This window comes from Sulfitobacter undariae, from assembly GCF_014196805.1.
Taxonomy (GTDB): Bacteria; Pseudomonadota; Alphaproteobacteria; order Rhodobacterales; family Rhodobacteraceae; genus Sulfitobacter; species Sulfitobacter undariae.
In genome coordinates this window covers 34,457-57,851 of the sequence record NZ_JACIEI010000014.1, presented here as the reverse complement: position 1 = coordinate 57,851, position 23,395 = coordinate 34,457, and the positions used below count along the sequence as shown (strand labels likewise).

The 23,395-nt window shown below is 54.2% G+C and carries 25 protein-coding genes; 23 read left to right on the top strand and 2 right to left on the bottom strand.

The genetic code is table 11. The annotated features are described in order from the left end of the window. Positions 1-44: 44 nt before the first annotated feature. Positions 45-1,469, bottom strand: coding sequence for a YbaY family lipoprotein (locus tag GGR95_RS15155; protein ID WP_184567346.1), 1,425 nt, complete (start codon positions 1,467-1,469; stop codon positions 45-47). Between the two features lie 224 nt (positions 1,470-1,693). Here GGR95_RS15155 and phnC point away from each other — a divergent pair, with 224 nt between their 5' ends. From phnC to GGR95_RS15130, 5 genes are all read left to right on the top strand, one after another. Next, entirely contained in the window at positions 1,694-2,509 is an 816-nt protein-coding gene (gene phnC, locus GGR95_RS15150) for a phosphonate ABC transporter ATP-binding protein (protein ID WP_184567344.1), read from the top strand. A 53-nt stretch (positions 2,510-2,562) separates the two neighbouring features. Then, positions 2,563-3,468: a phosphonate ABC transporter substrate-binding protein gene (gene phnD, locus GGR95_RS15145; RefSeq protein ID WP_184567342.1), complete on the top strand. Its 906-nt coding sequence runs from the start codon at positions 2,563-2,565 to the stop codon at positions 3,466-3,468. Between the two features lie 61 nt (positions 3,469-3,529). Then, positions 3,530-4,402 (top strand): phosphonate ABC transporter, permease protein PhnE, encoded by an 873-nt coding sequence (gene phnE / locus GGR95_RS15140; protein ID WP_184567340.1) that lies wholly within the window; start codon positions 3,530-3,532, stop codon positions 4,400-4,402. Position 4,403: 1 nt separating this feature from the next. After that, the gene (gene phnE, locus GGR95_RS15135) at positions 4,404-5,744 is read left to right on the top strand and encodes a phosphonate ABC transporter, permease protein PhnE (protein ID WP_184567337.1); all 1,341 of its coding nucleotides are present in this window, start codon (positions 4,404-4,406) and stop codon (positions 5,742-5,744) included. Beyond that, entirely contained in the window at positions 5,731-6,348 is a 618-nt protein-coding gene (locus GGR95_RS15130; RefSeq protein ID WP_184567336.1) for an LbetaH domain-containing protein, read from the top strand. The genes phnE (GGR95_RS15135) and GGR95_RS15130 overlap by 14 nt, the downstream gene beginning before the upstream one ends. Here the strand turns inward: GGR95_RS15130 and phnF are convergent. Next, the gene (gene phnF, locus GGR95_RS15125) at positions 6,345-7,067 is read right to left on the bottom strand and encodes a phosphonate metabolism transcriptional regulator PhnF (protein WP_184567334.1); all 723 of its coding nucleotides are present in this window, start codon (positions 7,065-7,067) and stop codon (positions 6,345-6,347) included. The two genes, GGR95_RS15130 and phnF, sit on opposite strands and share 4 nt — an antisense overlap. Before the next feature lie 82 nt (positions 7,068-7,149). Between phnF and phnG the strand changes: the two genes are divergently transcribed. From phnG to phoB, 18 genes are all read left to right on the top strand, one after another. Beyond that, on the top strand, positions 7,150-7,605 hold the full coding sequence (gene phnG, locus GGR95_RS15120; RefSeq protein WP_184567332.1) for a phosphonate C-P lyase system protein PhnG: 456 nt from the start codon (positions 7,150-7,152) through the stop codon (positions 7,603-7,605). Further along, positions 7,605-8,168 (top strand): phosphonate C-P lyase system protein PhnH, encoded by a 564-nt coding sequence (gene phnH / locus GGR95_RS15115; protein ID WP_184567330.1) that lies wholly within the window; start codon positions 7,605-7,607, stop codon positions 8,166-8,168. The genes phnG and phnH overlap by 1 nt, the downstream gene beginning before the upstream one ends. Then, entirely contained in the window at positions 8,168-9,256 is a 1,089-nt protein-coding gene (locus GGR95_RS15110; RefSeq protein WP_184567328.1) for a carbon-phosphorus lyase complex subunit, read from the top strand. Before phnH ends, GGR95_RS15110 begins: the two co-directional genes overlap by 1 nt. Further along, on the top strand, positions 9,253-9,852 hold the full coding sequence (locus GGR95_RS15105; RefSeq protein ID WP_184567326.1) for an HAD-IA family hydrolase: 600 nt from the start codon (positions 9,253-9,255) through the stop codon (positions 9,850-9,852). The genes GGR95_RS15110 and GGR95_RS15105 overlap by 4 nt, the downstream gene beginning before the upstream one ends. Beyond that, positions 9,849-10,700, top strand: a complete 852-nt coding sequence (locus tag GGR95_RS15100; protein ID WP_184567325.1) for an alpha-D-ribose 1-methylphosphonate 5-phosphate C-P-lyase PhnJ — start codon at positions 9,849-9,851, stop codon at positions 10,698-10,700. The genes GGR95_RS15105 and GGR95_RS15100 overlap by 4 nt, the downstream gene beginning before the upstream one ends. Continuing rightward, positions 10,697-11,473 (top strand): phosphonate C-P lyase system protein PhnK, encoded by a 777-nt coding sequence (gene phnK / locus GGR95_RS15095; RefSeq protein ID WP_184567323.1) that lies wholly within the window; start codon positions 10,697-10,699, stop codon positions 11,471-11,473. The genes GGR95_RS15100 and phnK overlap by 4 nt, the downstream gene beginning before the upstream one ends. A 9-nt stretch (positions 11,474-11,482) precedes the next feature. After that, a complete protein-coding gene (phnL, locus tag GGR95_RS15090; protein WP_184567321.1) occupies positions 11,483-12,166 on the top strand; it encodes a phosphonate C-P lyase system protein PhnL in 684 nt (227 codons plus the stop codon). Continuing rightward, positions 12,163-12,723 (top strand): phosphonate metabolism protein/1,5-bisphosphokinase (PRPP-forming) PhnN, encoded by a 561-nt coding sequence (phnN, locus tag GGR95_RS15085; RefSeq protein ID WP_184567319.1) that lies wholly within the window; start codon positions 12,163-12,165, stop codon positions 12,721-12,723. Before phnL ends, phnN begins: the two co-directional genes overlap by 4 nt. Positions 12,724-12,932: 209 nt before the next feature. After that, positions 12,933-14,075, top strand: coding sequence for an alpha-D-ribose 1-methylphosphonate 5-triphosphate diphosphatase (locus GGR95_RS15080; RefSeq protein WP_184567405.1), 1,143 nt, complete (start codon positions 12,933-12,935; stop codon positions 14,073-14,075). A gap of 47 nt (positions 14,076-14,122) precedes the next feature. After that, positions 14,123-14,974 (top strand): arsenate reductase/protein-tyrosine-phosphatase family protein, encoded by an 852-nt coding sequence (locus GGR95_RS15075; RefSeq protein WP_184567317.1) that lies wholly within the window; start codon positions 14,123-14,125, stop codon positions 14,972-14,974. After that, the gene (locus GGR95_RS15070) at positions 14,971-15,969 is read left to right on the top strand and encodes an ArsJ-associated glyceraldehyde-3-phosphate dehydrogenase (protein ID WP_184567316.1); all 999 of its coding nucleotides are present in this window, start codon (positions 14,971-14,973) and stop codon (positions 15,967-15,969) included. Before GGR95_RS15075 ends, GGR95_RS15070 begins: the two co-directional genes overlap by 4 nt. Further along, entirely contained in the window at positions 15,966-17,228 is a 1,263-nt protein-coding gene (gene arsJ, locus GGR95_RS15065) for an organoarsenical effux MFS transporter ArsJ (RefSeq protein ID WP_184567314.1), read from the top strand. The genes GGR95_RS15070 and arsJ overlap by 4 nt, the downstream gene beginning before the upstream one ends. A gap of 106 nt (positions 17,229-17,334) precedes the next feature. Further along, positions 17,335-18,372, top strand: coding sequence for a substrate-binding domain-containing protein (locus GGR95_RS15060; RefSeq protein ID WP_184567312.1), 1,038 nt, complete (start codon positions 17,335-17,337; stop codon positions 18,370-18,372). Positions 18,373-18,442: 70 nt separating this feature from the next. Beyond that, on the top strand, positions 18,443-19,819 hold the full coding sequence (gene pstC / locus GGR95_RS15055; RefSeq protein ID WP_184567310.1) for a phosphate ABC transporter permease subunit PstC: 1,377 nt from the start codon (positions 18,443-18,445) through the stop codon (positions 19,817-19,819). 10 nt (positions 19,820-19,829) lie between these two features. Then, positions 19,830-21,131, top strand: a complete 1,302-nt coding sequence (gene pstA / locus GGR95_RS15050; protein WP_184567308.1) for a phosphate ABC transporter permease PstA — start codon at positions 19,830-19,832, stop codon at positions 21,129-21,131. Positions 21,132-21,156: 25 nt separating this feature from the next. Further along, a complete protein-coding gene (gene pstB, locus GGR95_RS15045) occupies positions 21,157-21,954 on the top strand; it encodes a phosphate ABC transporter ATP-binding protein PstB (RefSeq protein WP_184567306.1) in 798 nt (265 codons plus the stop codon). An 11-nt stretch (positions 21,955-21,965) separates the two neighbouring features. Next, entirely contained in the window at positions 21,966-22,682 is a 717-nt protein-coding gene (gene phoU, locus GGR95_RS15040; RefSeq protein ID WP_184567304.1) for a phosphate signaling complex protein PhoU, read from the top strand. Continuing rightward, entirely contained in the window at positions 22,682-23,371 is a 690-nt protein-coding gene (phoB, locus tag GGR95_RS15035; RefSeq protein WP_184567302.1) for a phosphate regulon transcriptional regulator PhoB, read from the top strand. The genes phoU and phoB overlap by 1 nt, the downstream gene beginning before the upstream one ends. Positions 23,372-23,395: the final 24 nt, after the last annotated feature.

The window sequence follows — 23,395 nt, the reverse complement described above, 5'->3', positions numbered from 1 at the left end:
GTTAACCATGAATGCTACGTCTTCATGACAAGTCAGATAGAAAGTTAACGCAGATAGACGGCTGTCATCACAGCGATGATGTCATTTGCTTCATTGTAGAGCACCATTGTCTCTCCGTTGATGCGGTACTTTTGCGTTGCCGCTAGGGCCTGCCCCAAATTCCGCTCCAGTACATCCAGCGGTGGTGCGCAAGCCATCATAGTTGATGCGCCACTGCCAAAGCTCAGGCTCTCGCCGTTTTGTTTGTAGTCTCCCATCATGCCATTGCAGCCAACCGTTGCAGAGTAGCGAGGTTCGTCGCCTGACCGAAGGATCACATGCGGCTCGCGGCGGCCTGTGGGCAAGGTGCTCACCTCTTGGCCTGCCAAGCTGTCAATCCGCCAATAGGTGTTTGTCAGCTCGGCATCGGCGCGTTGACGTTCGCAGGTGATACCCGCGCGGGTGCGCACAAAGCGGTCAACGACAAGGCTGCGCTGCTCTGGCCCTTCCATGGCCGGGCGCATCAGTAGTGAGCCTTCGACATTTACATAAAGCGGTTCGCCAGCAGCGGGTTGGTCGCGCAGATAGGCACGCTCCATCGCGGCATAATCAGCTTCCATCGCTATTGGATACTGGCGGCCTGTACGGCATTCCTCAAACACGGCGGCATCAGCATAATAGGTCATCATGCCGCCCAGAAAGACGTCTTTGACATCCGTTTCAGTCAGAGTGCCTTCGCTGATCAACTCATAGGGCAAAGAGGATTCTATGACATCGCCGTTTATGTCCAACTGTCTCAGGCGGTTTGGGGCTTTGACCTGCCATTGTGTGGCTGTGTCGGTCAGTCCTCCAAGGACAATCGCATCGCGCATAGGGTCTGCGTACCAATAGCCGATATCATCTTCGACAGCATCATTCGCGGTGGCATCAGTGCCCAACCATTCGCGGCGTAGCGTATAGCCTTGGTCTGGCCAGAGGTTCAGTTGATAGCGGATGCCTTCACAGCTTGCACAGGGCAGGGTGCCCGTAAAGCTTGCGGGGAGTTGTAGGCCATGTGCGCCAATCTGCGCTTTCTCTTTTGGGGCGTCCGATTTGCCGGCGGATGCGCGGACCATAACGATCTCGGCCTCAGCCGAAGCACCGCGTGTCAGTACGGGCGTGAAAGTATCGGTGGTGAACATCATTTGCTCGCCTACCCACAGTGTTGCGCGCACGGCGTAGGTGTGGCGTGGGTCAATCGCGGCGGCGTCATAGTCAATTGAGAAAGAATAGGGCGGTCCGCCCGCATTCTCTGTCTCAAAGCGGCCAAGCTCAACGGCGGGGGCGTCCGCAAGGGAAACATCAGACAGAACCGCAACAAACCGTGCCTGTGCAGGGGGCATGATCCGCTCGCGGAAGGTTGCGGTTCCGGTGACGGTATCGGCAATGGCGGGCACGGCAGAGGAGAACAAAAGGGCCATTAGGTAAGTGGCAAAGCGGGAATAGAACATTGAGTGACCTTATATCATTTCCAGCACGTTGCGGCATCGAGTTTCGTCGTGGCGACACATGCGTGCAGTTAGTATCGATGTATTGGCCCCCATGCCCAATTCCAAGGGCAGCGGAAAGGCCATATCAAAACAGAGAGTGCTGCAAGGTTTCACATAATTGAAACATAAATGTAGGAAAACTGTCAACGAGCAGGATTAGTACCTCCCTAACCAAGGGGTACGATATGCTTGATGTCCAAATGTTAACGAAGCGGTTCGGTGATAAGACCGCCGTTGAAAATGTGTCCTTTAACATTGATCGCTCAATGATGATTGGTGTGATCGGGCGTTCTGGCGCGGGTAAATCGACGCTGCTGCGTGCGTTGAATTGCCTCAGTGATGTTACCTCTGGCTCCATCACGTTTGAAGGACAGGAAATAACCGGATTGAAAGGTGCGGCACGCCGCAACTGGCAATCACGCTGTGCGATGATTTTCCAGCAGTTCAATCTGGTGCCGCGTATGGATGTTGTGTCCAACGTATTACACGGCACATTGAACCGTCGCTCAACCCTGGCAACGATGTTCAACCTGTACCCTGACAGCGACATTCACAAAGCCATCGAAATTCTGGATCGTCTTGGCATCGCCGAGCAGGCCGAGAAACGTGCAGAAGCGCTTTCTGGTGGCCAGCAGCAGCGTGTGGCGATTGCCCGTGCCTTGATGCAAGACCCGCAAATCATTCTGGCGGATGAGCCGATTGCCTCGCTTGATCCCATGAACGCGCAAATCGTCATGCAGGCCCTGCGCCGCATTCACGAAGAAGATGGCCGTATGGTTATCGCCAACCTGCACACGCTGGATACTGCGCGTCGTTATTGTGACCGCGTGATCGGCATGCGCGACGGGCGTGTCGTGTTTGATGGCACGCCAGAGCAACTGACCACTGGTGCTGCACGCGACATTTACGGCGCAGGCGCGGATTTTTCCGAAGCCGCAACATCCACCGAAATCGAAACACTGGACAGGTCGCAGACATACGCTGCTGAAACCTACGCCTGAGCCAGTTATCTTTTCCGCAATTCTGCGGGCCAATTCCTATCACGGAGACTACGATGAAAAAGACACTTGCTTTCGTACTGGCGACAACAGCGCTGGTCAGTGCTGCCCAAGCGCAAGACATCACCGAATTCCGCATTGGTATTCTTGGCGGTGAAAACGCTCAAGACCGCATGAACTCAAACGAATGTGTTCGCGCTTATGTTGAAGAATTGCTGGGCGTTGAAACCAAAGTTTTCACACCTGCAGACTATGACGGCGTGATCCAGGGTCTCTTGGGTGGTTCTATTGATATGGCATGGTTGGGCGCTTCTGCTTATGCCAAGACATATATGACAGACCCAGAAGCGGTTGATGTTGTTATGGTTAAAACCAACCTTGATGGTTCTTATGGTTACCACTCAATCGGGTTTGCACGCGCGGATAGCGGCATCACATCGCTGGCCGATATGAAGGGCAAAGTATTCGGCTTTGGTGATCCAAACTCCACTTCCGGTTTCTTGATCCCGTCGGTTGAGATCCCCAAAGCTGTGGGTGCGACAATGGAATCCGGTGACTACTTCGGCGAAGTTCGCTTTACGGGCGGCCATGAGCAGACAATCGTTGCGGTAAACAATGGTGATGTTGACGCAGGCGTGACATGGGCTGACGGTCAGGGTGACTGGCTGGACGGTTACAACTCGGGGGCGCTGCGCAAAGCATCTGACTCAGGTTTGGTCGACATGAACGATCTGGTTGAAATCTGGAAATCTGAGATCATCCCAGAAGGCCCAATTGTTCTGCGCCGTGGTCTGCCTGAAAAGGTTAAAACCGATGTGACCGCATTCCTTGCGGGCTTGCAGGAAAAAGACCCAGAGTGCGCCTATAACATGGCAGCTGGCGACACTGCGGGCTTTGAGCCGATCACCCATGACGCGTATAAGAACATTATCGCAGTACGCAAAGCTGTTCAGGGCAACTAAGCCACAAACCTTCCAGATCGGGGCAGCGCATGACGCTGCCCCTTTTCACTTGGAGTGACCCATGACTGATGCCGCGCTAACGGGAGCAACCCCGTCCCAGATCACCCAAATTCAAGAGAGCTATTTGGTCCAAGTGCGCCGCCGCCGGATGTACGGTGGTCTGACTCTTGGCATTTTCGTTCTGTTGATGGTGTCGGGCTTTGTTGTCGCTGATAATCGCAATGCGGGCGGTTTTTGGGCGGGGTGGCATCAAATTTTCGACTTCCCTGCTGACGTTCTGTCAGAGGCATGGGAAAAGCGTGCGAATTTGCCAGCCTTGATGGTCGATTTCTTTCCCGCCTTGTTAGAGACGATTAACATCGCGGCAGCCTCGACACTTATCGGTGCAATGATGGGCTTGGTCCTTGCACTGCTCTCTACACGCGGGTTGGCGAAATGGCCGCGCTTGATTCCTGTGTTCCGCCGGATCATGGACATCATGCGTGCGGTGCCTGAAATTGTGATCGCATTGGTGCTGATCTTTATTCTAGGCGGTGGACCGGTGCCTGCGATGATCGCGATTGCGTTCCATACTGCGGGCGCATTGGGTAAGCTTTACTCAGAGGTTGCTGAAAACGCTGATCTCAAAGCTGTTGAAGGGCTCTCCTCAACGGGGGCCACTTGGTCGCAACGGATGTGGTTGGGCGTGCTGCCGCAAGTCGCACCAAACTTTCTGAGCTATACGTTGCTGCGTTTTGAAATCAACATCCGGGCCTCTGCCATTCTGGGTTTCGTCGGGGCGGGCGGTATTGGTGCAGAGCTGCGCAATGCCATGTCTTGGGGGCCGGGGCGTTTTGACGAAGCCGCTGCAATCTTCATTCTGCTGTTTGGCACGATCGTGTTCTTTGACCAACTGTCCAGCCGCTACCGCACTAAAATGATCAAGGGCCAATAAGATGACCGACGCGACTGCAATGCTGGACCAAACCAAATTTTCCGCCTCTGGCGCGTTTCGCCGCAAACGCCTGACAGCCTTTGCTGTGCCAGCGGTGATCCTCGCTTATCTGCTGTATATCGCTATTTCGTTTGATGTGTTGGGGCTTGCGAAACGCGCAAGCCTTGAAAATGCGGGTATTCTTGCATCGGATAGCTGGTCATACAAAGTTCACATCACCCGCGACAACCGCCGTGGCGGTACGTCTTCCGCGATTGAGGGCGAGCGTAAGGGTGCCTATGCCGAAGGCACGAACCCTGCGTGGGTAGAAGTCGCCGATCCCGAAAACGTGACTATTGATCTGGACGATGGCTATGTTGTGCGTTTTCTACCTGACAATGCGACGGTTTTTGAGATCCCTGATTTTGGCACGATCACTGCGCAACTGGTCGACGGTATCATCCAGACCAATCTGCAAGAGCCTATTCCAGATTGGATCAACCTTTCCGAACAACGGATGACTGTCACAACAGATGCAGGACGCCTGAGCATGACGCGCTCACGTACCGAAGTGTATCGTTACTTCGCGGGTTGGGAGCTGTTCTGGTTCACGCTGGATAGTCCGTATAGTGGCCACAGCCTGCCCGAGATTGTGTTCGGCAGCCGCATTGATCCGACGCGCAGCAATATTTCCGGCGCGATTTCGGATTTCTGGAACAACGGTATGTGGCGTCATAAGGATGTGGCGTGGGCCATTGGTGAAACGATCCTGATGGCGTTCCTTGGTACGTTTGGCGCTGCGATCATTGCCCTGCCGCTGGCTTTCCTTGCCGCCAAGAACTTCTCTCCCTTCATGCTGGTGCGCGGCGTGGCGCGGCGGTTGTTTGATTTTGTGCGTGGTGTGGATGCGTTGATCTGGACAGTTGTTCTGGCCCGCGCCTTTGGCCCTGGTCCGCTGACAGGGGCGCTTGCGATCCTTGTTACCGACATGGGCACTTTTGGTAAAATCTTTTCCGAGGCTCTGGAAAATGTAGACGAAAAACAGATCGAAGGTGTCAGTTCTACAGGTGCCAAACCGCTGCAACGCTACCGCTTTGGCGTGATCCCGCAGATTGTGCCCGTGCTGCTGGCGCAGGTTCTCTATTTCCTCGAGTCGAACACCCGTTCGGCGACAATCATTGGTGCCATCACAGGTGGCGGTATCGGTTTGATGCTGACACAGGCGATCCAAACCCAAAAGGATTGGGAAGAAGTTGCCTATTATATCGTGTTGATCATCGGTGTGGTGATGTTGATGGATTGGTTTTCGGGATGGCTGCGGGGCCGTCTGATAGGTGGAAAAGATAGTCATGGCACGTCTTAAATCTGAAACCCCCTTTATCCACGAGGGGTGCAGCCTGACGGATACCACTTTTGGCCGTTTCGTTGAAATTGGTGCAGGCAGCCGTATCGCGCATAGTGAATTTGGTGATTACAGCTATTGTGATCGTTATGCCGATATTGCCAATGCGACAGTTGGAAAATTCTCGAACATCGCCAGCTTTACCCGCATCGGTGCTACGGATCACCCGCTGCACACGGCGGCGTGCCATCACTTCTTATATCGCTCTGCCGATTATTGGGATGACGCACAGAACGACGAGGCGTTTTTTGAACATCGCAAGTCGCGGCGCGCTTACGTTGGTCACGATACATGGATTGGCAACGGGGCAATGATCAAGCCAGAGGTCACATTGGCAGACGGCGCTGTTGTGGCGTCGGGCAGTGTGGTTACCCGTGATGTGGGGCCTTATGAGATCGTCGCTGGCACGCCCGCACGGCATCTGCGCTATCGCCAGCCGACACAGATTGCCGAGCGGATGATCACACTGGCGTGGTGGGATTGGTCCCATGACAAGCTGCGCGAAACTCTTCCTGATTTCCGTACGCTGTCTGCCGAAGCTTTTCTGGATAAATACGAGAGCTAACTTTCAAGCGTGAGTGTGATCCTGTCACCCGCGAAAAAGGTGCGCCCGTATTCGACGGGCTGGGCATCTGTGTCTAAGTTCACACCAGTGCTGCGCAACAGCGGATCACCTTCTCTAACTTGCAAATGTAAGGCTTGCGTCGCGGTGGCCGACACTGCCGTTAGCCGTGTGGAAACACGGATGTAATCGGCAACCCCGATCTGGGTCAGGGCTGCGGTTACGCCGTGATTTTCGGACAGCGCATTTGCAATGCCGGGCAGGCGGCTGGCAGGGAATAGGCTCTCAAACACCGCAACGGGTTGCCCATCCGCCAACGAAATTCCGTGATAGGCGCAGATCACTTCGCCCTCAGCCACATTTAGCGCCTTTGCTTCCCCCAGCGTGGCAGCGCGTTCTTCAATCAAAAGCAGCCGTTTTTCAGGCGTGCGCCCTGCGGCCAACAGGTTTTCGCGAAACCGCACACGTTCGCCGATAGGATAATCAGTGGGCATCGCAGCCACAAATGCACCTGCACCGCGCCTTGTGCGCACCAGCCCCTGTTCCACCAGATCAGACAGCGCATGCCGCACCGTATGGCGGTTCACGCCAAAACGGTCTGCCAGTGCGGCCTCGGTCGGGAGTTTATCACCAGGGGCATAACGCCCCTCGGATATGTCTTGGCGCAAAGCGTTGCCAATGGCGCGCCAGATCGGGGTGCGGGGGGGCTGTGTGTTACGCAACTTTTACAAATCTTCTCTGGGTGTTTTGAAGGGACTTCGCTAGAATAAGTATAGTTGTATAGTAATAGGAAAAGTTGTCGAGATGAAAGATACCATCGACGATATAAACCCCCGCAAGGAATGGTTAGGCACTTTGGCCAAGTCGCCAGAGGGGCGCGTGGGGGCCCTTTTGGATCAGGTCATGGCGCGGCCAGATTTCACATGGCTGCGCATGCCAGAGATTGGCAGCGTCATGGTGCGAGGCCGTGCCGGTGCCACTGGATCGCCTTTTAACCTCGGCGAAGTGACGGTGACGCGCTGTAGCTTGCGCTTGGCAGATGGCACTGTGGGTCACGGGTATGTTCAAGGTCGCCGTAAAGCATGTGCCGAAGCGGCGGCATTGGTAGATGCACTGATGCAAACGGAAAATGCGGCTGACATACGGGTTGCCGTGCTGAATGTGCTGGAGGCCGAGCGCACAGAAGCCCGCACCACACGCGCAGCAAAAGCAGCCGCCACAAAGGTGGATTTCTTTACCATGGTAAGGGGCGAAGACTGATGGATACGCAATCCTTAGAAGGGGGTTTCAGTAACCCCGCACTTCAATCCGCAACTGCCTTTCGCGGTGTGATGGAGGCAATGGCGCGCCCCGCGACCGTGCATGTGCTTCAAGATGCACAGCCGCCTGCGCCGTTGTCGGTTGCGGCGGGTGTTGTACTGTTGACGCTATGCGACACGGATACGCCGATCTATTTGGCGGGTGACGTGGATTGCTGCGCTGTGCGGGACTGGATCACGTTTCACACGGGCGCACCCATTTGCGCAGCCTCCGATTGCGCCTATGCCTTTGGCACATGGGAGGCGCTGATGCCGCTGTCCGTTTTCCCAATCGGGACCTCGGAATATCCCGACCGTTCTGCCACTCTGGTGGTGGAAATGCCTGAGTTGCGTCTTGAAGGGGCCACCCTCACAGGGCCGGGTATTCAGGATGAGGCGCATTTTGCTGTGCCTGATGTTTCTGCTTTTCAAACAAACGCGGCGCAATTCCCGCTTGGCTTAGATTTCTTTTTCACTTGCGGTGACCGGCTTGCCGCGCTCCCCAGATCAACAGAGGTGCGCTGATGTATGTTGCAGTAAAAGGCGGCGAACGCGCGATTGAAAACGCTCATGCGTGGTTAGCAGAAGAACGGCGCGGCGATACGTCTGTGATGGAACTGTCCGTCCCGCAAATCCGTGAGCAACTGGCGCTGGCGGTAAACCGTGTGATGGCCGAAGGATCGCTGTATGATCCTGACCTTGCCGCTTTGGCGATCAAACAGTCGCGCGGTGATCTGATCGAGGCGATTTTCCTGATCCGTGCCTATCGCACGACTCTGCCACGTTTTGGCGCGTCGCAGCCAATTGACACAGCCAATATGACCTGTGACCGCCGTGTGTCAGCAACGTTCAAGGATGTGCCGGGGGGCCAAATCCTTGGGCCGACGTTTGATTACACCCACCGTTTGTTGGATTTTAAACTGGCCGCTGATGGTGAAGTGGCGCAAGCGCCCCAGCGTGAAGCAGCACAGGCAAAAGTACCCCATGTCACGGGGTTTCTTAACCGTGAAGGGTTGATCGAAGAGGCGCCGCATGATGATACAACGCCTCGCGATTTGACGCGTGAACCGTTGGAAATGCCTGCGGACCGCGCTTTGCGGTTGCAAGCATTGGCGCGTGCGGATGAGGGATTTACTCTCTCGATGGCTTACTCCACCCAACGCGGCTATGCCCGTAACCATGCTTTTGTGGGCGAATTGCGCATCGGTGATGTGGTGGTTGAAATGGACATCCCCGAATTGGGCTTTGCCATCGATATTGGCGAAATTACCGTGACGGAATGTGAAACGGTTAACCAGTTCAAAGGCTCTAAAACCGAACCGCCGCAATTTACCCGTGGGTACGGTTTGGTCTTTGGTCAGACCGAGCGCAAAGCGATTTCTATGGCTTTGGTCGATCGCGCCTTGCGGTGGGAGGAATTGGGCGAGGATTATGTTGGCGCCCCAGCGCAAGACGCAGAATTTGTTCTTTATCATTCGGATAACATCCAAGCGACCGGATTTTTGGAGCACATCAAGCTGCCCCATTATGTCGACTTTCAGTCCGAGCTGGAATTGGTGCGCAAGCTACGCCGCGATGCAGGTGCCACACCAAAGCAGGAGGCGAATGAGTGAAAAATGTAATCTTCGATTACGGGAATGTTGTCATTCAATGGCGCCCGTTTCTTGCGTTGTCTCATCTGTTCGAAACCGAAGACGAGATGAAAGATGTCTTTGAAAAAACCGGATTTTCGACATGGAACAAAGAACAAGACCGTGGCCGCAGTTGGGAAGAGGGCATCGCTCTTATGGAGGTGCAGCATCCCGAATACGTGCATGTTTACGAAGCTTATGCGGCGGGATTAGTGCCAGCCCATAGTACGCTTGTGGCTGGCACAACCGAAATCATCGAACGCCTGCATGTAAAAGGTGTTGGTCTCTATGGGATCACCAATGCCGCGCGCGAGTCCTTTGAGGCTGTAAAGGCGGCTAGCACTGCGGTGCGCTTGATCAAAGCTACAATTGTGTCGGGCGAACATCAGCTGGTGAAACCTGACCTCGCCATTTTTAAACTTTGCCTAGAGGAGTTTGGTTTGGACGCGAAGGATTGCATTTTTGTTGATGACCTTGCCGCGAATTGCGACGGCGCAAAGTTCGTAGGGATGGATGCGATCCATTTCGTTGGCGCGGACGATCTAGAGCAAAAGCTTGTCTCACGAGGGATATTATGACCGATTATAATTTTGCTTATCTGGATGAGCAGACCAAACGCATGATCCGTCGTGCGATCCTGAAAGGGCTGGCGATCCCTGGGTATCAGGTGCCTTTCGCCAGCCGTGAAATGCCGATGCCTTATGGCTGGGGTACAGGCGGAGTGCAGGTATCTGCGGCGGTGCTGACACCAGAGGACCGTTTCAAAGTTATTGACCAAGGGGCGGATGACACCACAAATGCTGTCTCGATCCGCAAGTTCTTTGAACACACAGCGGGAGTGGCGACGACGACCAAGACGGCAGAAGCAACTGTGATCCAGACCCGCCACCGTATCCCAGAGGCGGATCTGGGCGAGGGGCAGATCCTTGTTTACCAAGTGCCGATCCCCGAGCCGTTGCGTTTTCTTGAACCGCGCGAAAGTGAGACGCGCAAGATGCACAGCCTTGAGGAATACGGGTTGATGCATGTGAAGCTGTATGAAGACATCAGCCGTCACGGGCATATCGCAACCGCTTATGCTTATCCGGTTAAGGTTGAGGCGCGTTATGTGATGGACCCGTCTCCGATTCCGAAGTTCGATAACCCGAAGCTCTCCAACAGTCCTGCGATTCAGTTGTTTGGCGCAGGTCGCGAGCAACGGATTTATGCGCTGCCGCCTTATACCCGTGTCACCAGTCTGGATTTTGAAGACCACCCGTTTGACCCATCCAAGGCGGATCACCCCTGCGGCCTTTGCGCTGCGGAAGACAGCTATTTGGATGAGGTGATTGTAGATGACGCAGGCGGACGGATGTTTGTTTGCTCGGATACGGATTTCTGTGAAGCGCGCCAGAATGCAGGCCACAAAGGAAAGGACGCAGCATGACCGATCAACCTCTGCTGAGTGTGCGTAAAATCGCCAAGACTTATGGCAACCACATCGGCTGCGAAAACGTGTCGTTTGATCTGTTCCCCGGTGAGGTGATGGGCATTGTCGGTGAAAGCGGCTCGGGCAAATCTACCTTGCTGAACTGTATGGCAGGGCATCTGACGCCAGATGCGGGGGAGGTGGTTTTTGACACTCGCGTAAATGGCCCCCGCGATACGGTCACGATGTCCGAGCCTGAGCGCCGAATGCTCAGCCGTACGGATTGGGCCTTTGTCCATCAACACGCCCGCGATGGGCTGCGCATGGGCGTCAGTGCAGGCGGCAATGTGGGTGAACGCTTGATGGCTGTGGGTGCGCGGAATTATGGCGATATCCGCGATAAGGCTACCGATTGGTTAGGCCGTGTCGAGATCGACTCCAGCCGTATTGACGACCGTCCCTCCACCTTTTCGGGTGGCATGCAGCAGCGTTTGCAAATTGCCCGCAACCTCGTCACGGGGCCGCGACTGGTGTTTATGGATGAACCTACAGGTGGTCTGGATGTGTCGGTGCAGGCGCGTCTGCTGGATTTGCTGCGTGGATTGGTGCGCGACATGGGGCTGTCGGCGATCATCGTCACGCATGACCTTGCTGTGGTACGCCTGTTGGCTGACCGTTTGATGGTGATGAAATCGGGGCAAGTTGTTGAAAACGGGTTAACCGACCAAGTGTTGGACGACCCGCAACATCCCTATACCCAGCTGCTGGTCAGCTCGGTTCTGCAAGTCTGAGGTGAGATCATGATTGAACTAGAAAACGTGTATAAAACCTTCACGCTGCACAATCAGGGTGCGGCAGTGATTGATGTTTTGACAGATGTATCCTTTGCTGTTGCCGCTGGTGAATGTGTGGCACTGACGGGGTCATCTGGTTCGGGTAAATCGACCCTAATGCGGATGATTTATGGGAACTATATGGCGCAAAGCGGGGTCATTCGTGTGGGTGACGTCGATCTGGTGCAGGCCCAACCGCGCGAGGTGATCCGTGTGCGCCGCGAGGTCATGGGGTATGTCAGTCAGTTCTTGCGTGTGGTGCCACGTGTGCCGACATTGGATGTGGTGGCGGAGCCTTTGCTGAAAATCGGCACGCCAGCAGACAAGGCAAAAGCCCGCGCTCAGGAGTTGTTGGAGCGCCTCAACATACCGCAGACCCTATGGGGGTTGTCGCCCACTACGTTTTCGGGTGGTGAACAGCAGCGCGTGAACATTGCACGCGGCTTTGCCCATCAATTCCCCGCAATGTTGTTGGATGAACCGACTGCCAGTCTTGATGCGACAAACCGTGCCGTGGTTCTGGAATTGATCGAGGACGCGAAAGCGCGGGGGGCGGCGATCATCGGGATTTTCCACGACGAAGCGGCCCGTGCGCGTGTGTGTGACCGTGAGATCGACGTGACAGGGTTTTCTCCGCAGGCGGCAGCATGAGCGGGGGGCGCCTTATTGCTGTCGTCGGCCCCTCGGGTGTTGGCAAAGACAGCGTGATGGCAGGTATTTGCGCCGCGATGCCCGACATCAATCTGGTACGTAGGACAATCACCCGCGCAGCAGAATTGGGCGGGGAGGATTTTGATGCAGTCAGCCCCGATGTCTTTCGCGTCATGGTAAAGCAAGGCGCATTTTGCCTTCATTGGGGGGCACATGATTTGCTTTACGGTGTGCCTGTCACTGCACAGGCTGATGTGCAAAAGGGTGCCACCTGCCTTGCAAACCTATCGCGTGGCGTTCTGATCGAGGCATCACAGGCGTTTCCCACTCTTATCGTGTTGCAGATTACCGCATCTGCGCAAACGCTGGCGGCACGTCTGTCGGGCAGGGGGCGTGAAACAACGGCTGAGATCGAAAAGCGGTTGTTGCAGGCTGTGAAACCGTTGCCTGCTGGATTGAATGTCATTTCCGTTTCAAATGACGGGGCATTGGATGACACTGTTTTGGCGGCGGTTGAGGCGTTGCGCACACAGGAGGTGACCTGTGGAGCGCATTAAGCGGTTCGTCAAAGTTCAACCTGAATTTCAAGTGTTGTCATGGAACTGTCGTGAAGTGGGTCTATGGCGGGGCGATGTTTGCTGCCGCCCCCACAGGCCAGATCCGAAATCGCGGGCTGTCATGCATTACAAAACCTATTACGAAGCGAGTATATAACATGAGTTCCCATTTTGCCGCGAACCCTGAGGCCGACGTAGATGACACTGACATGTCTGGCAACGTCTGCCTTGCGAATGCGCAGATCGTTTTACCTGATCGTGTCATGTATGGCCGCGTGACCGCTATTGACGGCGTGATCACTGAAATCGTTGAGGGCGATTACGTCCCAACGGGTGCGGTTGATTGTGAGGGCGATTATGTGCTGCCGGGTCTGGTGGAGCTGCATACAGATAATCTGGAGCGTCACATCGAGCCGCGACCAGAAGTCGATTGGCCACATCTGGCAGCGTTGATTGCGCATGATGGAGAGTTGGCTTCAACGGGGATCACCACGGTATTTGATGCGCTGCGCGTCGGCTCCATTCACGGTGGCAAAGCACGTTATGATGCCTATGCCCGTAATTTAGCGAATGAACTTCTAGAGGCGCGTGCCGCTGGATTGTTTCGGATCAGCCATTTTTTGCATTTGCGTGCTGAAATCTGCTCGGAGACTTTGCTGGAGGAGATGGCGCTTTTTGGGCCAGAAGACCGCGTGGGCATCGTCAGCCTGATGGACCACACACCAGGCCAGCGCCAATTCCGCGATTTGAGTGCGCTTAAGACCTATGTTGCAAAGAAACGCGGCCTGAACGACGCGGAATTTGACGAGCACGTTGCCAACCTCAAGGAACTGCACCGTAAAAATGGCGCACGTCACGAGGCGGGCGCGGTGGCCGAGGCGGCCCGATACGGGGCTGTGCTGGCGAGCCATGATGATACCACCGCAGAGCAGGTTCAAACCTCGCTCGTCAACGGGGTGCGGTTTGGCGAATTTCCGACAACGGTTGAGGCAGCGCAAGCCTGCCGTGAGCGTGGTATATCGGTGATGATGGGGGCACCAAATATCATTCGTGGCGGGTCACATTCGGGCAATGTGTCTGCCTTGGAACTGGCAAAAGCAGACTTGCTGGATATCGTGTCGTCCGATTACGTTCCAGCGGCGCTGTTGCTTTCTGCATTTGCGCTGGCGGATGTCTGGCAGGATTTGCCACGCGCAATTGCCTGTGTCACCCATAATCCGGCCAAGGCGGGTGGCCTGAAGGACCGTGGGCAGGTGAAGGCAGGCAAACGAGGCGATCTGCTGCGGGTCAGGCTGCATGGGAAAACACCGTTGATCCGTGGCGTCTGGAGCAAAGGAGCGCGGGTGGGGTGAAGTGATTTGGGTTGACGAATCTGATCTAATTTCATTATTCATGAAATATGGAATTAATACTCACAGATCGGCTTGCGACCCTCAGTCACCCGCAGCGGATGGCGGTTTTTCGATTGCTCATGCGGCGCTGCCCAGATGCACTGCCTGCGGGTGAAATAGCAGATATTTTGACCCTGAAGGCCAGCACCGCTTCGGTTTACCTCTCGGCGCTGACCCAAGTTGGTTTGATCACGCAGCGGCGCGATGGCACGCGGTTGCTATACTGCGTCAACCTGCAAGCCGCTCGCGATGTTGTGTCGGGCATTTTCATGGATTGTTGTGGCGGGCGCGCTGATCTTTGCCCGCCTGAATTCAACGCGCTGGCACAGTTGGGTGCCTGCGCGGAGGATCATAAATTTAACGTGCTGTTTGTCTGCACAGGCAATTCTGCACGTTCTGTTTTCGCCGAGGCGATCTTGCGTGATATGGCAGGCGACAGGTTTGCCGCCCATTCGGCGGGTGTGGCACAGCGGTCTGAACTGAACCCATATGCAGTTGAGATGCTAAAATCCAACGGTCACGAAGTGGCGCTGTTACGGTCAAAAAATATACAGGAATTCCAGGGTGCCGACGCGCCACAAATGGATTTTGTCTTTACGGTTTGTGATCTTGCCGCAAATGAGGATTGCCCGCTTTGGCCGGGGCAGCCCGTGTCGGGGCATTGGGGCCTGCCTGATCCGGTAAAGGTGGTAGGGTCAGAGGCAGAAAAACGGCTGGCTTTTCAGCAAACATATGCTGTGCTTTCTAACCGGATCAATAGATTCACTACGCTGCCTTTTGAGGCGCTGTCGCGTCGGGCGTTGCAATTGGAAATCGACGAGATCGGCAGAGATACTGGCAAACAAGGAGTGTCGCCATGACAACTTATGCAATTAACGGCCTTGGCCGCATGGGCAAACTGGCCCTACGCCCTTTGTTAGAAAAAGGCGCAAAAGTTGCCTTTATCAATGACGCAGTCGGGGATGCGGCGATGCATGCGCATTTGCTTGAATTCGACTCCGTCCATGGGCGTTGGCCTGCGGAATTCTCGTCAGATGACACGTCCGTCACAATTGACGGCACGCGTATTCCCGTGGTCGCCACCCGTGATCTGGCGCAGCTTCCACTGGAAGGTGTGGACGTCGTGATTGATTGCACGGGGGCGTTCAAAACCCAAGCCAAACTGGCCCCGTATTTTGCCGCTGGTGTGAAAAAAGTGATTGTATCCGCTCCAGTCAAGGACGGGCCAACTGCCAATATCGTCTACGGCGTGAATGATGAAACCTATGATCCCGACACACATCAGATCATCACAGCAGCAAGCTGTACCACCAACTGTCTTGCGCCAATTGTGAAGGTGCTGCTGGAGGGGATCGGCATTAAACATGGGTCGATAACGACAATTCACGATGTCACCAATACCCAAACAATTGTAGATCGCCCTGCCAAAGACCTGCGGCGTGCACGGTCGGCTTTGACGAACTTGATTCCGACGACAACAGGCTCTGCCACAGCGATCACGCTGATTTATCCCGAATTGAAAGGTAAGTTGAACGGCCATGCGGTGCGGGTGCCCTTGCTGAATGCCTCTATCACCGATTGCGTGTTTGAGATGGCGCGTGAAACTACGGTTGAGGAGGTGAACAGCCTGTTCAAAGCCGCCGCTGAGGGGTCGTTGAAAAACATCCTTGGCTATGAAGAGCGGCCTTTGGTGTCATCCGATTATACCAATGATACGCGCAGCAGTATTATTGATGCGCCTTCAACGATGGTTGTGAATGGTACGCAGGTGAAAATCTATGCGTGGTATGATAATGAATACGGCTATGCGCACCGCCTTGTGGATGTCGCGCTTATGGTGGGCGGCAAGCTGTGACACGCCCTGACGGATTTGCGGCCTATATCACTGTAACAGCGGCCTATTGGGCGTTTATGTTGACCGATGGCGCGCTGCGGATGTTGGTGCTGCTGCATTTTCACACGCTTGGCTTTTCACCTGTGCAATTGGCCTACCTGTTTGTGCTTTATGAAATTGCGGGCGTGATCACCAACCTGTCTGCGGGCTGGATTGCCGCACGGTTCGGGCTGACTGCGACGCTGTATGCTGGGTTGTCCTTGCAGGTGGTCGCGCTGCTGGCGTTGGCGCAGCTTGATCCAAGTTGGGGGATCACGGCCTCGGTTGTCTTTGTGATGCTGGTGCAAGGCGCATCGGGTGTGGCCAAGGACTTGGCCAAGATGAGCTCCAAAAGTGCGGTGAAGATCCTAGCACCAACCGAGGGCGGCGGGTTGTTTCGCTGGGTCGCGGTTTTGACGGGGTCAAAAAACGCAGTCAAAGGCTGTGGCTTTTTGCTGGGGGCGGTTTTGCTGGCGGCATTTGGTTTTGTGCCTTCAGTGCTCAGTATGGCGGCCATTCTATTTGTCATCTTGGTCGCTGTGGTGATCGGGATGCCATCTGGTCTGCCTGTGGGGCGTAAAGACGCCAAGTTTTCCGAAGTCTTTTCGAAAAATCGCAACATCAATTGGCTGAGTGCCGCGCGGCTGTTTCTGTTTGGGGCGCGTGATGTTTGGTTTGTGGTGGGTATCCCCATCTATTTCTACGCTGTTTTGTCGGATGGCAGTGAAGAGGGTAACCGCGCAGCATTCTTTATGATCGGCACCTTTATGGCGGTTTGGACGATCCTTTATGGGATTGTGCAAGGATGGGCGCCGCGTATCCTCAGGGCTGCGTCCCGCAGTGAGGTAGAGATTTTGGCACTGGCCAAGATATGGGTGGGGGTGCTGATCCTTGTGCCTGCAACTCTCGCTGCTTTGGTTTGGTTTACGCCAGAACCTTCTGTCGCGCTCACGGTTACTATTGTTCTAGGGCTATTGGCTTTTGGCGGTATTTTTGCCGTGAACTCTGCGCTGCATTCGTTTCTGATCCTCAGCTTCACCGATGCAAAGCGGGTCACAATGGACGTGGGATTTTACTATATGGCCAATGCGGCGGGGCGTTTGGTGGGAACAGTTCTATCGGGGCTAACCTATCAAATAGGAGGGCTGCCGTTTTGTCTGGCTGCCGCTGCTTTGATGATCGCATTCAGTTGGTTTGGGACCGCACAACTGAAACCTAGGGATAAAGCCGCGTCCTCCTGATCTGTCACAAAACCGTAACATAACTTTTGCATAAGCGTCACAGAATCCCAGTAGGCCGTGCACAGGGTCTGCTGCTATGGCCCAAAAAGTTTAATCAGGAGTTACTATGTCCCTTCGCACCCTTTCCGTTTCGGCACTGGCCCTCGTTGCCGTTTCTGCCACTGTCGCTGCTGCACGTGACGAAATCCGCATTGTTGGATCGTCCACAGTATTCCCTTACACCCAAGCTGTTGCAGAGCAATTTGCAAACAACACTGGCGCACCATCGCCAATCGTTGAATCCACCGGCACTGGTGGCGGCATGAAAATCTTCTGCGGCGGTGTTGGCGAACAGCATCCAGACATCACCGGTGCTTCACGCGCTATGAAAGCCTCCGAGTATGAGCTGTGCCAAGCAAACGGCGTTACAGAAGTAACCGAAGCGCTGATCGGTTTTGACGGTCTGTCCTTGGTTGTTTCGCGCGACAATGAATTCGACTGGGACCTGTCGTTGGCCGACATCTACCTCGCAATGGCCGCGCAAGTACCTGTTGAAGGCAAGTGGGCTGATAACCCTTATAAAAAATGGAACGAAATCAACGCTGATCTTCCAGCGATCGATATCCTTGCATACGGCCCTCCCCCAACATCCGGTACACGTGACGCATGGGTTGAACTGGCGATACATGGCGGCTGTGAAGAGCTGGACTATGTAAAAGAAGGTGGCTTTGACAGCAAATGGGTCAAAGAAAACTGTTCGCGTATGCGTACAGACGGACCATTCGTTGAAGCAGGCGAAAACGACAACCTGATCGTTCAGCGTCTTGAAGCAGATAAAAATGCTTTGGGCATCTTTGGGTACTCTTTCTTGTATGAGAACCTGGACAAGCTGAAAGGCGTGAAAATTGAAGGTGTTGAGCCAACGATCGACTCAATCGCTGACAAATCCTACCCCGTGTCACGTCCTCTGTACTTCTACGTTAAGAATGCACACCGCGGTGTGATCGCCAACCTGAACGAATTCATCGAAGAATACATGTCGGATGATGCGTTGGAAGCAGGCGGTTACTTGGCGGAACGTGGTCTTGTAGCCTTGGCCGAAGAGCGCCGCATCGAGCTTCAGGATGCAGTTCTGAACGCCAAATCCATGACAGCTCCCGAATAAAGTCCTGACCCGGACTGATGACCCGGGGCGCAGATCTGCGCCCCGGGCATTTTTTGGAAAGTACACGCCCATGACCACACTCGCTTTTATCCTTCTCATTATTGCAGTCATTGTCGGTTATGCAATCAACCGCGTTGCCGCACGTTCGATCCGCGAAGGCGGAAACAAACTTCATTCCCTGACAACCTACCACGGATTGTTTTCAGCTTTGCTGATCCTTGTGCCTGTACTGACCTTCATTTTGCTTTGGCTGGTTTTGCAAGGCAGTGTCATGGATCGTATGGTCATGAACGGCCTACAAGACGGTGTTCTTGACGGTTTGGACTCGGGCAGTACCCAGTTGGTTCTCGCTGAAATTAAATCTATTTCTCGCGGTCAGATATTTGGCACGCCTGAAGATTGGAAGATTGCCGCAGCAGACCAATATGTTGCGATACAAGGCCGCTCTGCGTGGTTGCTGGTCATTGCTGTTGCGCTGATGGCGCTGGGCCTGATGGCATTTGCGCGCTCGCGTGTTTCTGCCCAATTTCGCGCCCGTCAGGGTGTGGAGGGCATTGTTACGGGCCTGATGATCTTTTGCTCAACCGTCGCCATTTTTACGACAATCGGTATCGTTGTCTCGCTGACATATGAAACCTTCCGCTTTTTTGATGCGGTGCCAGTCACCGAATTCTTGTTCGGCACAAATTGGGAGCCGCAAATTCCGCTGCGCGCGGATCAGATTGCTGCTGAAGGCGCGTTTGGCTGGCTGCCTGTGTTCCTTGGGACATTGGTCATCACGTTCATCGCGCTGATCGTTGCGGTGCCTGTTGGTCTCTTTTCGGCAATCTATTTGAACGAATTTGCCCCAAAGAAACTGCGTTCTGTCATCAAACCTATGCTGGAAATCCTCGCGGGTGTTCCGACCATTGTTTACGGCTTCTTCGCCATTCTGGTTGTTGCCCCAGCCCTTCGCAGTCTGGGTCAATCTATTGGCCTGGATGTGGCACCAAACACGGCGCTTGCGGCGGGTAGTGTGATGGGGATCATGTTGATCCCGTTCATCTCTTCTTTTGCGGATGATGCGTTGTCTGCCGTACCTTACACATTGCGCGAAGGGGCGCTTGGCCTTGGGGCAACCCGCGCCGAGATGATGACCAACGTGCTTTTCCCTGCGGCTCTTCCCGGCATTGTCGGGGGTGTTCTACTGGCCGTGAGCCGCGCAATTGGTGAAACCATGATTGTGGTCATGGCTGCGGGCCTGATGGCCAAAATGACAATCAACCCGCTTGATAGTGTAACAACCGTGACTGTTCAGATTGTGACCTTACTGATCGGTGATACCTCCTTTGATAACCCCAAGACACTGGCTGCATTTACCCTTGGTATGATGCTGTTCCTTGTCACCCTACTGATCAACATTTTCGCGCTGCGCATCGTGCGTAAGTACCGCGAAGCCTACGATTGAGGATCTGGATATGACCGATATTTCCAATGGTGCGGGCGTCCCCCGCAAACCCACTTCAAAGGAACTGGTCGCGGCCTCTTTGAAGGGCCGTCGCCGCAAAGAAAAGCGCTTGCAATGGATCGGGATTGGCGCAATCGCCATCGCCTTTGTCACGCTGTTCATTCTGGTGTCCTCGCTTGTGTCCACAGGCCGGTATGCGTTCACGCAGACGCATTTAACATTCGAAGTCTTCGTTGACCCAGAAGAAGTGACACCAGCGCGGTTGCCACGCGGTAACTTTGATGATGCTTTGGCGGCCTCTTTGGGGCAAATGCTGCCCGGCGTTGATATGGATGACAGGGCAACCAAACGTGGAGTTGAGGGGATTTTGTCTAACGGTGCACAGTTTGAACTGCGTGACCTTGTTGTTGCTGACCCTTCACTGATTGGTAAAACTATTACCATGAAGGTGCCTGTTGCTGATACATTTGACCAGTTGAACAAAGGGCTGATTGACCGTGAAACACCAGAGCAGCTGCGCCGTGTGAAAGACAATGAGATTGTGTGGTTTGATGCCTTGAAAGAGCAGGGCGCAATTTCCAAACCTTTCAACCTTGCTTTGTTCACCAACGCAGACTCGCGCTTTCCTGAACTGGCGGGCCTGAAGGGCGCTCTTGTTGGATCGTTCTGGGCCTTGCTGACGTGTTTCTTGATCGCATTCCCACTGGGCATAGGCTCGGCCATTTATCTGGAAGAATTCGCGCCAAAGAACAAGCTGAGCGATTTCATCGAAGTCAATATCAACAACCTCGCGGCTGTGCCTTCTGTTGTGTTCGGTTTGCTTGCTCTTGCGGTGTTCATTGGCTGGTTCGGATTACCGCGCTCGGCACCCTTTGTCGGCGGTCTGACACTTGCTCTGATGACCATGCCGACGATCATCATTGCCACCCGCGCAGCCCTCAAGGCGGTTCCCCCCTCCATCCGCGAAGCGGCTCTTGGTTTGGGCGCCTCAAAGCAGCAGGTAGTTTTCCAGCATGTTCTGCCTCTTGCCATGCCGGGTATTCTTACCGGTACAATCATTGGTCTGGCCCAGGCTTTGGGTGAAACCGCGCCGCTTTTGCTGATCGGGATGAATGCCTTTATCACGTCGGCAGCCAGCAGCCCGTTTGATAGCTCCACGGCATTGCCAACCCAGATTTTCATCTGGGCGGATAGCCCCGAACGCGGCTTTGTTTCGCGGACCTCTGCGGCCATCCTGGTTCTGCTTGGTTTCCTTGTGATGATGAATGCAGTCGCGATCTTCTTGCGCCAGAAGTTTGAGCGCAAATGGTAAGCGCTCCGCAAAAGAGGATATTAAAATGAACGATATGAGAAAAATTGAACGGGACGTGAAGATGACAGATACAAAAATCACTGCGCGCAATGTAAACGTCCATTATGGCGACACGCACGCAATCAAAGACGTGAACGTGGATATCGCGGATAAAACGGTAACCGCCTTCATCGGGCCATCGGGCTGCGGCAAGTCTACTTTCTTGCGCTGCTTGAACCGCATGAATGACACGATCGACATCTGCCGTGTGACTGGCAAGATCGAATTGGATGGCCAAGACATCAACGACAAATCAATCGATCCTGTTCAATTGCGCGCACAGGTTGGGATGGTTTTCCAAAAACCAAACCCTTTCCCCAAGTCAATCTATGATAACATCGCCTATGGCCCACGTATCCACGGGCTGGCAAAATCCAAAACTGATCTTGACGAGATCGTTGAAAGAGCCTTGCGCCGCGGTGCCATCTGGAACGAGGTAAAAGACCGCCTTGATAAACCCGGTACGGGTCTTTCTGGTGGTCAGCAGCAGCGTTTGTGTATTGCGCGCGCTGTCGCAACAGAGCCTGAAATCCTGCTGATGGATGAACCCTGTTCAGCTCTCGACCCTATTGCAACAGCGCAAGTCGAAGAGTTGATCGACGAATTGCGCCGTGACTACTCGGTTGTGATCGTGACCCACTCCATGCAGCAGGCTGCACGGGTGAGCCAGAAAACCGCCTTTTTCCACCTCGGAAATCTGGTTGAGTTTAACGACACAGACCAAATTTTCACCAACCCACAAGACAGCCGTACCGAAAGCTACATCACCGGTAAGATCGGATAAGGAATAGACTTATGAACGATAAACATATTGTGTCTTCGTTTGATCGGGACCTCGAAAGCATTCAGGCTAGTGTCATCAAAATGGGCGGTCTCGTTGAGGCGGCATTGGCAGATGCCATCACTGCTTTGAAAACCCGTGATGTCGAAAAGGCAGCTATGGTTCGCAAAGGCGACCGTTTCATTGATGAGCTTGATCAAGTTGTTAAGACAGATGCGGCGAAATTGATCGCGCTCCGCTCTCCTACAGCTAGCGATTTGCGCACTGTTCTTTCCGTCATGGAAATCAGTTCTCATCTTGAGCGCTGCGGTGACTATGCCAAGAACATGGGCAAACGCACGATCGCGATGGCTGACAGCAATGAGATCAACGGTACGTTGGCGTCGCTGGGGCGGATGTCGCAATTCGTCGAAGCCATGATCAAAGATGCGTTGGACGCATTTGTGCAGCGCGACTTGGAAAAGGCACGCGAAATCATTGCGCGCGATGAGGAAGCCGACCAAATCTACAACACGCTGTTCCGGTCCTTGCTGACGCATATGATGGAAGATCACCGTAACATCGCGGTGGGTATGCATTTGCATTTCATTGCGAAAAACATTGAACGTGTCGGGGACCATGCAACAGGTATTGCGGAACAGACCATCTATTTGGTCACGGGCCAGATGCCTGATGATGACCGTCCAAAGCAAGACGTTCCTGCTGTGGATACATCGGAAAGCAAGGGCTAATGACACGGGCCCAACCTTCTGTATTGGTGGTAGAGGACGAGCCCGCACAAAGGGAAGTTCTCTCTTACAATCTTGAGCGGGAGGGTTTTCGTGTCATCAAAACAGGTGATGGCAACGAAGCCGTCATGCTGGTAGAAGAGGAGCGTCCAGATCTGATCCTTTTGGATTGGATGCTGCCTGGGACGTCAGGAATTGAAATCTGTCGTCAAATAAAAATGAAACCGGCGTTTCGCCTGACGCCGGTTATCATCGTGTCTGCCCGTACTGAAGAAGCAGACAAGGTTAGAGGGCTTGAGATCGGGGCGGATGACTATGTTGTTAAGCCCTATTCCCTCGTTGAGTTACTGGCCCGCGTCAAAGCCCAATTGCGCCGCACGCGCCCCGGGGCAGCGGGAGAGTATCTGATCTATGACGACATCATGCTGGATGCCGAAACGCACAAAGCGTTTCGCGGTGAAAATGAATTGAAACTGGGCCCGACCGAGTTCCGCCTGCTTATGACTTTTATGGAAAAGCCCGGACGCGTTTGGTCTCGTGATCAATTGTTGGATCGAGTCTGGGGCCGTGAAATTTACGTGGATACCAGAACTGTTGATGTTCACATTGCGCGGTTGCGCAAAGTGCTGAACAGCAGCGGCGAGGGCGATCAAATCCGTACCATTCGCGGTGCGGGATATGCGTTAGGTTAAATTGTAATTGGTAAACGAAGCAAA